Source organism: Rothia halotolerans (assembly GCF_004136635.1).
In the GTDB taxonomy this organism is placed as follows: Bacteria; Actinomycetota; Actinomycetes; order Actinomycetales; family Micrococcaceae; genus Rothia; species Rothia halotolerans.
In genome coordinates this window covers 165820-177701 of the sequence record NZ_NOIU01000001.1, presented here as the reverse complement: position 1 = coordinate 177701, position 11882 = coordinate 165820, and the positions used below count along the sequence as shown (strand labels likewise).

Genomic DNA, 11882 nt, shown 5'->3' with positions numbered 1-11882 from the left:
ATGCCTCGTAGTCTGAAGAAGGGCCCTTTCGTTGATCAGCACCTTTTCCTGAAGGTCGCGGCTCAGAACGATAAGGGCTCCAAGAACGTCATCAAGACGTGGTCCCGCCGCTCGATGATCGTCCCCGACATGCTCGGGCACACGATCGCCGTGCACGACGGACGCAAGCACATCCCCGTGTTCATCACCGAGTCGATGGTCGGGCACAAGCTCGGCGAATTCGCTCCCACGCGGACTTTCCGCGGCCATGTGAAGGACGACCGCAAGGGCAAGCGTCGCTGATCGGGCAACCGATCGGCAACGTGAAGCTCTTCGGCAAGAAGACGAAAGAGAGATAGGCAATGGAAGCCAAGGCATCTGCGCGCTACGTTCGCGTGACGCCTATGAAGGCCCGGCGCGTCGTCGACCTGATTCGTGGCAAGCAGGCGAATGAGGCTCTGGCGATTCTGAAGTTCGCCCCCCAGGGCGCTTCTGAACCGGTGTTCAAGATTGTCGAGTCGGCAGTGGCCAACGCGCGCCAGCTGGCGGACCGCGACAGCCTCGCCTTCAAGGAGGAGGAGCTGTTCGTCAGCACCGCCTACGTCGACGAGGGCCCGACCATGAAGCGGTTCCAGCCGCGTGCGCAGGGTCGCGCCTACCGCATCAACAAGCGAACCAGCCACATCACCGTGGTGCTCGCTACCCCGGATCACGAGGAGGACCGCTAAGTGGGACAGAAGATCAACCCGCACGGATTCCGACTGGGGATCACCACGGACCACAAGTCGCACTGGTTCGCTGACTCCAACAAGGAAGGCCAGCGCTACAAGGACTTCATCCGCGAGGACGTGAAGATCCGCGAGCTCATGTCCAACGGCATGGAGCGCGCCGGCATCGCCAACGTCGAGATCGAGCGGACCCGGGACCGCGTGCGGGTGGACATCCACACCGCGCGTCCGGGCATCGTGATCGGCCGCCGCGGCGCCGAGGCCGACCGCATCCGCGGCGAGCTCGAGAAGCTCACCGGCAAGCAGATCCAGCTGAACATCCTCGAGGTGAACAACCCCGAGACCAACGCCCAGCTGGTCGCCCAGGGCGTCGCCGAGCAACTCGCCTCCCGCGTGGCCTTCCGCCGCGCGATGAAGAAGGCCATCCAGTCCGCGCAGCGGGCCGGGGCCAAGGGCATCCGCATCCAGTGCGCCGGCCGTCTGGGCGGCGCGGAGATGTCCCGCTCGGAGTTCTACCGCGAGGGCCGCGTGCCCCTGCACACCCTCCGCGCCAACATCGACTACGGCTTCTTCGAGGCCAAGACCACCTTCGGTCGCATCGGTGTCAAGGTGTGGGTCTACAAGGGTGACCTGACCGATAAGGAACTGGCTGCTCAGCAGGCCGCTCAGGGCAACCGCCGCGGCGGCGGCAACGACCGTCGCGGAGGGGGCGAGCGTCGTCGTCGCAACGCCGGCGGTGCCCCGCGCCGCGGCCGCAACGAGCAGCAGAACACCGCTTCCGAGGCCCCGGCCCAGGAAGCCAAGACTGCAGAAAACGGTGAGGCATAAATGCTGATTCCCCGTCGCGTTAAGTACCGCAAGCAGCACCACCCCAAGCGCACCGGCGTCGCCAAGGGCGGCACCACCGTCTCCTTCGGTGAGTGGGGCGTCCAGGCACTGGCTCCTGCATACGTGACCAACCGCCAGATCGAGGCAGCTCGTATTGCCATGACCCGCTACATCAAGCGTGGCGGCAAGGTCTGGATCAACATCTACCCGGATCGCCCGCTGACCAAGAAGCCCGCCGAGACCCGCATGGGCTCCGGCAAGGGCTCGCCGGAGTGGTGGGTTGCCAACGTCAAGCCGGGTCGCGTGCTCTTCGAGCTCGCCGGCGTGAACGACGACGTGGCACGCGAGGCCCTGCGCCTGGCGATCCACAAGCTCCCGATGAAGGCACGCATCGTGCGTCGCGAAGGTGGTGAATAGAAATGGCAGTAGGATCCAAGGATCTCTCGATCGATCAGCTCGAGGAACTGGACAACAACGCTCTCGTTGAGAAGCTGCGTGCGTCTAAGGAGGAGCTGTTCAACCTCCGTTTCCAGAAGGCCACCGGTCAGCTGCAGAACTCGGGTCGGTTCCAGGCCGTCAAGCGCGACATCGCGCGCATCTACACCGTGATGCGCGAGCGCGAGCTGGGCATCCGCCCGGAGGCCGAGGCGACGGAGGCCGGGGCTTCGGACAAGAAGGCCGACAAGAAGGCCGCCAAGGCGGCCAAGAAGGCTGACAAGGCCAACGCTACCGAAGGTGATGCCAAGTGAGTGAAGTGAAGTCGGAAGAGCGCAATCTCCGCAAGACCCGCCGCGGCTACGTGGTGTCCGACAAGATGGACAAGACCGTCGTCGTCCAGGTCGAGGATCACGTCACGCACGGCCTCTACGGCAAGGTCATGCGGCGCAGCACCAAGGTCAAGGTCCACGATGAGCAGAACGCCGCCGGCACCGGCGACCTCGTGCGCATCATGGAGACCCGTCCGCTGTCCGCGGGCAAGCGCTGGCGCATCGTCGAGATCGTCGAGAAGGCCAAGTAGGCCGGACCGTCAGCTCGACTGATCACGAGGGCCCCTTCCGCCGTCCGGCGGGAGGGGCCCTCGCCGTGCCCGGGCGCACTCGTCCTTCCGTCAGCACGTGACGGAGGTCAAGCGCGGAGCCCGCCGGGACGGGCTCCGCGCCCTGTCGGACACGCCCGGGCTGTGGTAAAGTTTTATCTTTGTGTGGGCCCATCCGGCCCGCTCGTCACCACGGATCTTCCGTGCCAGTGCATAATGCCGCTACCAACGGGCGCATTCGCCCGCTCGAGGCGGGACCAGATGTTCCTGGCATGGCGGCTCCCAGGCGTGGCCGCTAACCCCTGGACCTTCCGTCCGGCGGGACCGGTGCGTCAATCAACCCCGATCAACTGTTCCACAAGGCCCACGGCGTTCAGCGCGGACGATCAGATCCGCCTGCGGCGTGAGAACCGGTGAGACGACAGGAGTACATCAGTGATTCAGCAGGAGTCACGGCTCAAGGTCGCCGACAACACGGGTGCTAAGGAAATCCTTACCATCCGCGTCCTCGGTGGCTCCGGCCGTCGCTACGCAGGCATCGGCGACATCATCGTCGCCACCGTCAAGGATGCTATCCCCGGCGGAAACGTGAAGAAGGGCGACGTGGTCAAGGCCGTCGTCGTCCGTACCAAGAAGGAGGTCCGTCGTCCGGACGGCTCCTACATCAAGTTCGATGAGAACTCGGCAGTGATCCTCAAGAACACCGACGGCGACCCCCGCGGCACCCGCATCTTCGGGCCGGTCGGGCGCGAGCTGCGCGACAAGAAGTTCATGAAGATCATCTCGCTTGCTCCGGAGGTGCTCTAACTCATGGCCAAGATCAAGAGCGGTGACCTCGTGCAGGTCATCTCTGGTTCCGACAAGGGCAAGCAGGGCAAGGTCCTGAAGGTCATCCCTGAGACCAACCGCGTCGTCGTCGAGGGCGTCAAGGTGGTCACCAAGCACACCAAGGCCAACCCGAACACCGGTGAGGGCGGGGGCATCCAGAAGGTCGAGGCCGCGATCCACGCGTCCAACGTCGCGATCGTCGATCCCGAGACCAACAAGCCCAGCCGCGTTGGCTACCGCGAAGAGACCGTCGAGCGCAACGGGCGCGAACGCACCGTCCGCGTGCGCGTGTCCAAGAGCTCGGGTAAGGACCTCTAATGACCGATACGAAGATCACCCCCCGCCTGAAGGGCAAGTTCCAGGACGAGGTCGTTCCGGCGCTGCAGGAGAAGTTCGAGTACAAGAACCCCATGCAGACGCCCAAGCTCGTCAAGGTCGTCGTCAACATGGGCGTCGGAGAAGCGGCTCGCGACTCCAAGCTCATCGACTACGCCGTGCGCGACCTGACCGCCATCACCGGTCAGAAGCCGCAGGTGTCCAAGGCCAAGAAGTCCATCGCGCAGTTCAAGCTCCGCGAGGGTCAGCCGATCGGCTGCCACACCACCCTGCGCGGCGAGCGCATGTGGGAGTTCCTGGACCGCCTGGTCTCCCTGGCCCTGCCCCGCATCCGCGACTTCCGCGGTCTCTCGGACCGCCAGTTCGACGGCAACGGCAACTACACCTTCGGCCTGACCGAGCAGTCGGTCTTCCACGAGATCGACCAGGACGCGATCGACCGCGTCCGCGGTATGGACATCACCGTGGTCACCACCGCCAAGACCGACGACGAGGGTCGCGAGCTCCTGCGGGCGCTCGGCTTCCCCTTCAAGACCAACAACTAACTACGGCGCAGGTCCGACGGCGCGTGATGCGCCCGCAGGAAACCGCTCCGAGGAAGGGCTAGTGCCCACATGACCATGACAGATCCTGTCGCAGACATGCTGACGCGTCTGCGCAACGCCAACTCGGCACACCACGACACCGTGTCCATGCCGTTCTCCAAGCTCAAGTCCCGGATCGCCGCGATCCTCAAGGCCGAGGGCTACATCAAGGACTGGCGCGAGGAAGAGGCACGGGTCGGCAAGACCCTGACCCTGGACCTCAAGTTCGGTCCGAACCGCGAGGCCTCCATCGCCGGGGTCCGCCGCATCTCCAAGCCGGGCCTCCGCGTCTACGCGAAGTCCACCAACCTCCCGCAGGTCCTCGGCGGGCTCGGCATCGCCATCCTCTCGACCTCCTCCGGGCTGCTGACCGACAAGCAGGCCTCGAGCAAGGGCGTCGGCGGGGAAGTCCTCGCCTACGTCTGGTAGTCGGGCACAAGAGAAAGGAAGAGAATAATGTCACGTATTGGACGTCTCCCCATCTCGGTGCCGGCCGGCGTTGAGGTCTCGATCGACGGGTCCGAGGTCACCGTGAAGGGGTCCAAGGGAGAGCTCTCTCAGACGATCGCCTCGCCGATCAGCGTCTCCCTCGAGGAGAACACCATCACCGTCACCCGTCCCGACGACGAGCGCGAGTCCCGCTCGCTGCACGGTCTGTCCCGGACCCTGATCAACAACATGATCATCGGGGTCTCGGAGGGCTACTCCAAGCAGATGGAGATCGTGGGCACCGGCTACCGCGTGCTCGCCAAGGGCAACGATCTCGAGTTCGCGCTGGGCTACAGCCACCCGGTCTCGGTCAAGGCCCCCGAGGGGATCACCTTCACCGTGGAGGGCAACAACAAGCTCACCGTGTCCGGAATCAACAAGCAGCAGGTCGGCCAGGTGGCCTCCAACATCCGCGGCCTCCGTGCACCCGATCCCTATAAGGGCAAGGGTGTCCGCTACGCGGGCGAGCAGATCCGCCGCAAGGTCGGAAAGGCTGGTAAGTAAACATGTCCCAGAAGACGAAGACTGTTGCTCGCAAGCGCCGTCACACGCGCGTTCGCAAGCACATCAACGGCACTGCCGCTCGTCCCCGCCTCTCGGTGTTCCGCTCGACCCAGCACATGTTCGTGCAGGTCATCGACGATGCCCAGGGTCACACCCTGGCCTCGGCGTCGACCCTCGAGGCCGAGCTGCGCTCCGCATCTGACCTGGACAAGACCGGCAAGGCCAAGCGGGTCGGCGAGCTGATCGCCGAGCGCGCCAAGGCCGCCGGCGTCGAGTCCGTCGTATTCGATCGTGGCGGCAACAAGTACCACGGCCGTGTGGCCGCTGTTGCTGAAGGCGCCCGGGAAGGTGGTTTGGCACTGTGAGCGAGCAGACCGCAAACGAAAAGGAAACCCAGGTGGCAGAGAACAACGCTGCGCCCGAGACCGCCGAGAACCAGAACCAGAGCCAGAACTCCCAGCAGCGCGACGACCGCCGTGGCGGCCGTAACGAGCGTGGCGGCCGCGGCCGCAACGAGCGCGGCGGCGACCGCGGCGGCCGTGGTGGCCGCGGCGGGCGCGATGAGGAGAAGGACAAGTACATCGAGCGCGTGGTGACCATCAACCGCGTCTCGAAGGTCGTCAAGGGCGGCCGTCGCTTCAGCTTCACCGCTCTGGTCGTCGTCGGCGACGGCAACGGCCTGGTGGGCGTGGGCTACGGCAAGGCCAAGGAGGTGCCCTCGGCCATCGCCAAGGGCGTCGAGGAGGCGAAGAAGAACTTCTTCCGCGTCCCCCGCATCGAGGACCGCACCGTCCCGCACCGCGTGCAGGGCGAGGCGGCCGCGGGCGTGGTCATGCTGCGTCCGGCCACGGCCGGTACCGGCGTGATCGCCGGCGGCCCGGTCCGCGCGGTGCTCGAGTGCGCCGGCATCCACGACGTGCTCTCGAAGTCCCTCGGTTCCTCGAACCAGATCAACATCGTGCACGCAACGGTCGAGGCCCTGCGCCAGCTGGAGGAGCCCGTCTCCGTCGCCGCGCGCCGTGGCCTGCCGCAGGACGAGGTCATCCCGGCCTACCTGATGCGTAGCGAAAAGGCAGGTGCGTAATGACCGGCAAGCGTATTCAGCCCAGCGATTCCCAGCTGGAGATCACGCAGATCAAGTCCTACGTTGGCCAGAAGCAGAACATGCGCGACACCCTGCGTTCGCTGGGTCTCAAGCGCCCGGGCAACACGGTGGTCCGCACCGCCGACCCGGTGACCTGCGGCATGGTCAACACCGTTGCTCACCTCGTGAAGGTTGAGGAGGTCAAGTAACCATGGCAGACACCAACGAAGAGCAGACCGGCTCCGCGATCAAGATCCACGATCTGCGTCCGGCCCCGGGCTCCCGCAAGGCCAAGACCCGCGTGGGTCGCGGCGAGGGATCCAAGGGCAAGACCGCCGGCCGCGGCACCAAGGGCACCAAGGCCCGGTACCAGGTCCGTGCCGGCTTCGAGGGCGGGCAGCTTCCGCTGTACATGCGCCTTCCGAAGCTGCGCGGCTTCAAGAACCCGTTCCGCGTCGAGTTCCAGGTGGTCAACCTGGATCGCCTCTCGGAGCTGTTCCCCGAGGGCGGCGACGTCACCGTCGAGTCCCTCGTGGCCAAGGGCGCGGTCCGCAAGAACCAGCCCGTGAAGGTTCTCGGCCAGGGTGAGCTGACCGTCAAGGTCAACGTCACCGTGGACAAGTTCTCCGCCTCCGCGGTGGAGAAGATCGAGGCCGCCGGCGGCACCGCTACGGCGACCGCCCAGTAAGGACGGCCGGATCCGGCTTTCGTCCGGGTTCCCCTCCTCACATGCAGAGGCCCCTTCCCACGTTCGCTGGGCGGGGGCCTCTGCGCCGTTCGGGGCCGGATGACGCCGCCGACGCCGGGGGAGCGGGGCCGGCACCACGGGATCCCACCGGGTGGTGACCCGACCATAACCGGTTAGACTTACCCACGGATGCCCAGAGCCCGTCCGTCCCGCCAGGCGGCGTGCGCGGACTCGCCAACACCCAAGACTTTCTACAGGAGGCCATGTGCTCAGCGCTTTCGGACGGGCGTTCAAGACCCCTGATCTGCGGAACAAGCTGCTGTTCACCCTCGCGATCATCGTGATCTACCGCGCCGGGACGTTCATCCCGGCGCCCGGGGTCGACTACGGCAACGTCCAGCAGTGCCTCGCCCTCGGCGGCACCACCGGCGGCATCTACGACATGGTCAACCTCTTCAGCGGCGGCGCGCTGCTGCAGCTGTCCATCTTCGCCCTGGGCGTGATGCCCTACATCACGGCGTCGATCATCGTCCAGCTGCTGCGCGTGGTCATCCCGCGCTTCCAGGAGCTCCACCAGGAGGGTGGCCAGGGCCAGCAGAAGCTGACCCAGTACACCCGCTACCTGACCATCGGGCTGGCGATGCTCAACGCGACCACGATCATCTCGCTCGCGCGCTCCGGGACCCTGCTGGGCGACTGCCCGCTGCCGATCATCCCCGACGACTCGATCCTCATGATCGTGCTGCTGATCTTCACCCTGACCGCCGGCACCGGCATCATCATGTGGCTCGGCGAGCAGATCACCGAGAAGGGCGTCGGCAACGGCATGTCCCTGCTGATCTTCACCTCGATCGCCGCCTCCTTCCCCTCGGCGCTGGGAGACATCTTCCGCACCCAGGGCTGGGCCGTCTTCGCCGGGATCCTGCTGATCGGGCTGCTGGTGATCATCGCGGTGGTCTTCGTCGAGCAGTCCCAGCGCAGGATCCCCGTCCAGTACGCCAAGCGCATGGTCGGACGGCGCACCATCGGCGGGACCACCACGTACATCCCGCTCAAGGTCAACATGTCCGGGGTGATCCCGGTGATCTTCGCGTCCTCGCTGCTGATGCTGCCGGGGCTGCTGGCCGAGTTCAACACCCCCGCGGACGGCACGGCTCCGCCGGCCTGGGTCAACTGGATCAGCAGCTACCTGGTCAGCGGGGACCACCCGATCTACATGATCGCCTACTTCCTGCTGATCGTGGGCTTCAGCTACTTCTACGCCTCGATCACCTTCAACCCGCAGGAGGTCTCGGACAACATGAAGCGCTACGGCGGCTTCATCCCGGGCATCCGCGCGGGCCGGCCCACGGAGCGGTACCTGAGCTACGTGCTCTACCGCATCACCCTGCCGGGCTCGCTGTACCTCGGCATCATCGCCATGATCCCGCTCATCGCGCTGGTCCTGGTCGATGCGAATCAGAACTTCCCGTTCGGCGGCACCTCGCTGCTGATCGTGGTCGGCGTCGGACTCGACACCATCAAGCAGATCGACGCCCAGCTGCAACAACGACACTACGAAGGACTTCTGCGATGAACCGTCTGCTCATCATCGGGCCTCCCGGGGCCGGCAAGGGAACCCAGGCCGCGAGGATCTCCGAGGAGCTCGCCATCCCGGCGATCTCCACCGGGGACATCTTCCGCGCCAACATCAAGGGCGAGACCGAGCTGGGCCGCGAGGCGAAGCAGTACATCGACGCCGGAAACCTCGTGCCCGACTCCGTCACCAACCGCATGGTCCGGGACCGCCTGGGCCAGCAGGACGCCGGCCAGGGCTTCCTGCTGGACGGCTACCCGCGGAACACCGCGCAGGTCGAGGAGCTGGACCGGATCCTGGAGGAGCTGGGCCAGAAGCTCGACGGCGTCCTGCTGCTGACCGCGGACAACGAGGAGCTGGTGCAGCGACTGCTGGGCCGCGCAGCCCAGGAGGGCCGCAGCGACGACACCGAGGACGTCATCCGGCACCGCCTGGACGTCTACGCGAGCGAGACCGCCCCAATCGTGGACCTCTACGCCGAGCGCGGGCTGGTCACCGAGGTCGACGGCCTCGGCTCGATCGACGAGGTGACCGAGCGGCTGCTGTCCGCCGTCCGCTAGAGCCCCTCGACCCCCTGCCGCGGCGGGCCCCCGGGACCCCGGGGGCCCGCCGTCGCACTATCCGCTCTCAGCCTCCCCACCCCTCACGAAAGCGAGCCTCCCCATGTTCGGGCGCCGAAAGATCGAGTACAAGACCAACTCCGAGCTGCGCACCATGGCGCGCGCCGGCGTCGTGACCTCGAGGGCCCTCGACGCCGCCGTGGCCGCCACCGCCGCCGGGGTCACCACCGCCGAGCTCGACGCCGCCTTCCGCGCCGTCCTCGAAGAGCACGGCGCGACGTCGAACTTCCTCGGCTACTACGGCTTCCCCGCCACGATCTGCGCCTCGCCCAACGACGTCGTCGTGCACGGGATCCCGGGGGACCGGCTGCTGGCGGAGGGGGACATCGTCTCGATCGACGGCGGCGCGGTGGTGGAGGGCTGGCACGGGGACTCCGCCCGCACCGCCCTGATCGGACCCGCCTCCGCGGCGGACCGGGACCTCTCCGAGATGACCCGGACGGCGATGTGGCACGGCATCGCGGCCGCCTCCCGCGCCCAGCGGGTCGGGGAGATCGGCGAGGCGATCGAGGCCTTCGTCCGCAGGGAGTCGGGGGAGACCTACGGGATCGTCGAGGACTACGTCGGGCACGGCATCGGCAGCGCGATGCACATGGCCCCGGACGTCCCGAACTACAGCACGCGTGAGGGAGGTCCCAGGCTCAAGGCCGGGATGGCCCTGGCCATCGAGCCCATGCTTGTGACAGGATCGACCGAGACCGTCGTCCTGGAGGACGACTGGACCGTCAAGACCGTCGACGGCTCCCACGCCAGCCAGTGGGAGCACTCCGTGGCCTTCCACCGGGACGGCATCTGGGTCCTGACCGCCGAGGACGGCGGCGCCGAGGAGCTCGGCAAGCTCGGGGTGAAGGTCTCGCCCATCCCGGCCTGACCACCCATCACACACACCGTCGCCATCGCGTAAAGGGGCAGCACCCGTGTCCGAAAGCACCGCCACTCCCGTGGAGATCACCACCCGGCCCGAGCCGGGCAAGATCCAGCTCAAGGCCCCGCGCCGGGGGAAGCCGCCGCGGCACATCGCCGACTTCGACCTGGCCGGCCGCAAGGAGTTCCTGCGGGAGCTCGGGCACCAGCCCTTCCGCGCGACCCAGCTGTCCAAGCACTACTTCGACCACCTCATCACGGACCCGGAGCAGATGACGGACCTGCCGGCCGCCTCCCGGGAGCAGATGGTGGCGGACGCGATGCCGACGCTGCTGACCTCCGTGCGGACCCTCGAGGCCGACGGCGGCGCCACCCTGAAGTCGGTGCACCGCCTCTTCGACGGCGCCCTGGTCGAGTCCGTCATCATGCGCTACTCCAACCGCGTCACGATGTGCATCTCCTCCCAGGCCGGCTGCGGCATGAACTGCCCCTTCTGCGCGACCGGCCAGGCGGGCCTGACCCGCAACCTCTCCACGGCGGAGATCGTGGAGCAGGTGGTCGCGGGCGCCCGGCTGCTCAAGCAGATGCAGGGCCTGGAGGCCGCGGAGGACGGCGCCGAGGCCACCCGGCCCCTGCGGGTCTCGAACATCGTCTTCATGGGGATGGGCGAGGCGCTGGCCAACTACAAGTCCTCCCTGGGGGCCGTGCACCGGCTGATCGACGCCTCCCCGGAGGGCCTGGGCATCTCGGCCCGCGGGATCACCATGTCCACCGTGGGCCTGGAGCCGGCGATCCGGAAGTTCACCCGGGAGAAGCTCCCGGTCACCCTGGCGCTGTCCCTGCACGCGCCCGACGACGAGCTGCGCGACGAGCTGATCCCCATCAACAACCGCTGGAAGGTCGACGAGACCCTGGACGCGGCCTACGCCTACTACCGGGAGACCGGGCGGCGGGTCTCGATCGAGTACGCGCTGATCCGGGACATCAACGACCAGGGCTGGCGCGCCGACCTGCTGGGCAAGAAGCTCGCGCAGCGGGGGAGGGGCTGGGTGCACGTGAACCCCATCCCGCTGAACCCGACGCCGGGCTCCAAGTGGACGGCGTCGCGCCCCGGCGTCGAGCAGAACTTCGTGGAGCGCCTGCGGGCCCACGGCATCCCCACCACGGTGCGGGACACGAGGGGCTCCGACATCGACGGCGCCTGCGGGCAGCTCGCGGCGGCCTCCTAGTCTCCCGTCCCGGCCCGCGGGCGGGGAGGGAGATCACAGCTCGGACCTCCGGGGCGCCGGGTTAACTTTCGAGCCGCTATCGCGTACACTAGTCTGTTGGTTGTCTCTGCCGTGGACTCGCGCGCCCGCGCTCGGGAACGGCAGACGAAGAATCATACATCTGCCCCGCCGCACGCCAGCGGTGGGCATCGACGTTAGCGGAGGATATGGCCAAGAAAGACGGCGTAATCGAGATCGAAGGCTCTGTGGTGGAGGCCCTGCCCAACGCGATGTTCCGCGTTGAGCTGGACAACGGCCACAAGGTCCTCGCGCACATCTCCGGGAAGATGCGCCAGCACTACATCCGGATCCTCCCCGAGGACCGCGTCGTGGTGGAGCTCTCCCCGTACGATCTCTCGCGAGGCCGCATCGTCTACCGCTACAAGTAGGACTCGCTCCCCGCTCCGTGGCGGGAAGCGGAAGGCACCGCCGCTCACCAGCAGGTGGTGCCTGTCTGCGTGCGGGACGAG

The 11882-nt window shown here is 67.0% G+C and carries 20 protein-coding genes; all 20 read left to right on the top strand.

Features of this window, described 5'->3' with window-relative positions:
* The 20 genes from rpsS to infA all read left to right on the top strand — a co-directional run bounded on the left by rpsS (position 1) and on the right by infA (position 11801).
* Positions 1-282: a 30S ribosomal protein S19 gene (gene rpsS / locus EWV39_RS00930; protein WP_129656435.1), complete on the top strand. Its 282-nt coding sequence runs from the start codon at positions 1-3 to the stop codon at positions 280-282.
* A gap of 59 nt (positions 283-341) precedes the next feature.
* Complete coding sequence (gene rplV, locus EWV39_RS00925) at positions 342-707, top strand: 50S ribosomal protein L22 (protein ID WP_129656434.1); 366 nt, start codon at positions 342-344, stop codon at positions 705-707.
* Positions 708-1535 (top strand): 30S ribosomal protein S3, encoded by an 828-nt coding sequence (gene rpsC, locus EWV39_RS00920; RefSeq protein ID WP_129656433.1) that lies wholly within the window; start codon positions 708-710, stop codon positions 1533-1535. It abuts the gene before it with no gap.
* Entirely contained in the window at positions 1536-1952 is a 417-nt protein-coding gene (gene rplP, locus EWV39_RS00915; protein WP_129656432.1) for a 50S ribosomal protein L16, read from the top strand.
* Positions 1953-1954: 2 nt separating this feature from the next.
* Positions 1955-2284 carry a 50S ribosomal protein L29 gene (rpmC, locus tag EWV39_RS14200; protein ID WP_129656431.1) on the top strand — a complete coding sequence of 110 codons (330 nt, stop codon included), beginning with the start codon at positions 1955-1957 and terminating at the stop codon, positions 2282-2284.
* A complete protein-coding gene (gene rpsQ, locus EWV39_RS00905; protein WP_129656430.1) occupies positions 2281-2553 on the top strand; it encodes a 30S ribosomal protein S17 in 273 nt (90 codons plus the stop codon). Before rpmC ends, rpsQ begins: the two co-directional genes overlap by 4 nt.
* A 453-nt stretch (positions 2554-3006) precedes the next feature.
* The gene (rplN, locus tag EWV39_RS00900) at positions 3007-3378 is read left to right on the top strand and encodes a 50S ribosomal protein L14 (protein WP_129656429.1); all 372 of its coding nucleotides are present in this window, start codon (positions 3007-3009) and stop codon (positions 3376-3378) included.
* A 3-nt stretch (positions 3379-3381) separates the two neighbouring features.
* Positions 3382-3717 (top strand): 50S ribosomal protein L24, encoded by a 336-nt coding sequence (gene rplX, locus EWV39_RS00895; protein WP_129656428.1) that lies wholly within the window; start codon positions 3382-3384, stop codon positions 3715-3717.
* Positions 3717-4280, top strand: a complete 564-nt coding sequence (gene rplE, locus EWV39_RS00890; protein WP_129656427.1) for a 50S ribosomal protein L5 — start codon at positions 3717-3719, stop codon at positions 4278-4280. The genes rplX and rplE overlap by 1 nt, the downstream gene beginning before the upstream one ends.
* 69 nt (positions 4281-4349) lie before the next feature.
* Complete coding sequence (gene rpsH / locus EWV39_RS00885) at positions 4350-4748, top strand: 30S ribosomal protein S8 (RefSeq protein ID WP_129656426.1); 399 nt, start codon at positions 4350-4352, stop codon at positions 4746-4748.
* Positions 4749-4775: 27 nt separating this feature from the next.
* Positions 4776-5312, top strand: a complete 537-nt coding sequence (gene rplF / locus EWV39_RS00880; RefSeq protein WP_129656425.1) for a 50S ribosomal protein L6 — start codon at positions 4776-4778, stop codon at positions 5310-5312.
* Positions 5313-5314: 2 nt separating this feature from the next.
* Positions 5315-5677: a 50S ribosomal protein L18 gene (gene rplR, locus EWV39_RS00875; RefSeq protein WP_129656424.1), complete on the top strand. Its 363-nt coding sequence runs from the start codon at positions 5315-5317 to the stop codon at positions 5675-5677.
* Positions 5674-6396 carry a 30S ribosomal protein S5 gene (gene rpsE / locus EWV39_RS00870; protein WP_129656423.1) on the top strand — a complete coding sequence of 241 codons (723 nt, stop codon included), beginning with the start codon at positions 5674-5676 and terminating at the stop codon, positions 6394-6396. Before rplR ends, rpsE begins: the two co-directional genes overlap by 4 nt.
* On the top strand, positions 6396-6605 hold the full coding sequence (gene rpmD / locus EWV39_RS00865; protein ID WP_129656422.1) for a 50S ribosomal protein L30: 210 nt from the start codon (positions 6396-6398) through the stop codon (positions 6603-6605). The genes rpsE and rpmD overlap by 1 nt, the downstream gene beginning before the upstream one ends.
* Positions 6606-6607: 2 nt before the next feature.
* Positions 6608-7084 (top strand): 50S ribosomal protein L15, encoded by a 477-nt coding sequence (gene rplO, locus EWV39_RS00860; protein ID WP_129656421.1) that lies wholly within the window; start codon positions 6608-6610, stop codon positions 7082-7084.
* 265 nt (positions 7085-7349) lie between these two features.
* Positions 7350-8660 (top strand): preprotein translocase subunit SecY, encoded by a 1311-nt coding sequence (gene secY, locus EWV39_RS00855; protein ID WP_129656420.1) that lies wholly within the window; start codon positions 7350-7352, stop codon positions 8658-8660.
* On the top strand, positions 8657-9220 hold the full coding sequence (locus EWV39_RS00850; protein WP_129656419.1) for an adenylate kinase: 564 nt from the start codon (positions 8657-8659) through the stop codon (positions 9218-9220). Before secY ends, EWV39_RS00850 begins: the two co-directional genes overlap by 4 nt.
* 103 nt (positions 9221-9323) lie before the next feature.
* Positions 9324-10151: a type I methionyl aminopeptidase gene (map, locus tag EWV39_RS00845; RefSeq protein WP_129656418.1), complete on the top strand. Its 828-nt coding sequence runs from the start codon at positions 9324-9326 to the stop codon at positions 10149-10151.
* A 46-nt stretch (positions 10152-10197) separates the two neighbouring features.
* A complete protein-coding gene (gene rlmN / locus EWV39_RS00840; protein WP_129656417.1) occupies positions 10198-11373 on the top strand; it encodes a 23S rRNA (adenine(2503)-C(2))-methyltransferase RlmN in 1176 nt (391 codons plus the stop codon).
* Positions 11374-11579: 206 nt separating this feature from the next.
* A complete protein-coding gene (gene infA, locus EWV39_RS00835; RefSeq protein WP_005505018.1) occupies positions 11580-11801 on the top strand; it encodes a translation initiation factor IF-1 in 222 nt (73 codons plus the stop codon).
* The last annotated feature ends 81 nt before the right edge of the window (positions 11802-11882 follow it).

Coding starts and splice junctions, on each gene's coding strand:
- rpsS (WP_129656435.1), top strand. CDS start 1: ATGCCTCGTAGTCTGAAGAAGGGCCCTTTCGTTGATCAGCACCTTTTC.
- rplV (WP_129656434.1), top strand. CDS start 342: ATGGAAGCCAAGGCATCTGCGCGCTACGTTCGCGTGACGCCTATGAAG.
- rplP (WP_129656432.1), top strand. CDS start 1,536: ATGCTGATTCCCCGTCGCGTTAAGTACCGCAAGCAGCACCACCCCAAG.
- rpmC (WP_129656431.1), top strand. CDS start 1,955: ATGGCAGTAGGATCCAAGGATCTCTCGATCGATCAGCTCGAGGAACTG.
- rplX (WP_129656428.1), top strand. CDS start 3,382: ATGGCCAAGATCAAGAGCGGTGACCTCGTGCAGGTCATCTCTGGTTCC.
- rplE (WP_129656427.1), top strand. CDS start 3,717: ATGACCGATACGAAGATCACCCCCCGCCTGAAGGGCAAGTTCCAGGAC.
- rpsH (WP_129656426.1), top strand. CDS start 4,350: ATGACCATGACAGATCCTGTCGCAGACATGCTGACGCGTCTGCGCAAC.
- rplF (WP_129656425.1), top strand. CDS start 4,776: ATGTCACGTATTGGACGTCTCCCCATCTCGGTGCCGGCCGGCGTTGAG.
- rplR (WP_129656424.1), top strand. CDS start 5,315: ATGTCCCAGAAGACGAAGACTGTTGCTCGCAAGCGCCGTCACACGCGC.
- rpmD (WP_129656422.1), top strand. CDS start 6,396: ATGACCGGCAAGCGTATTCAGCCCAGCGATTCCCAGCTGGAGATCACG.
- rplO (WP_129656421.1), top strand. CDS start 6,608: ATGGCAGACACCAACGAAGAGCAGACCGGCTCCGCGATCAAGATCCAC.
- EWV39_RS00850 (WP_129656419.1), top strand. CDS start 8,657: ATGAACCGTCTGCTCATCATCGGGCCTCCCGGGGCCGGCAAGGGAACC.
- map (WP_129656418.1), top strand. CDS start 9,324: ATGTTCGGGCGCCGAAAGATCGAGTACAAGACCAACTCCGAGCTGCGC.
- infA (WP_005505018.1), top strand. CDS start 11,580: ATGGCCAAGAAAGACGGCGTAATCGAGATCGAAGGCTCTGTGGTGGAG.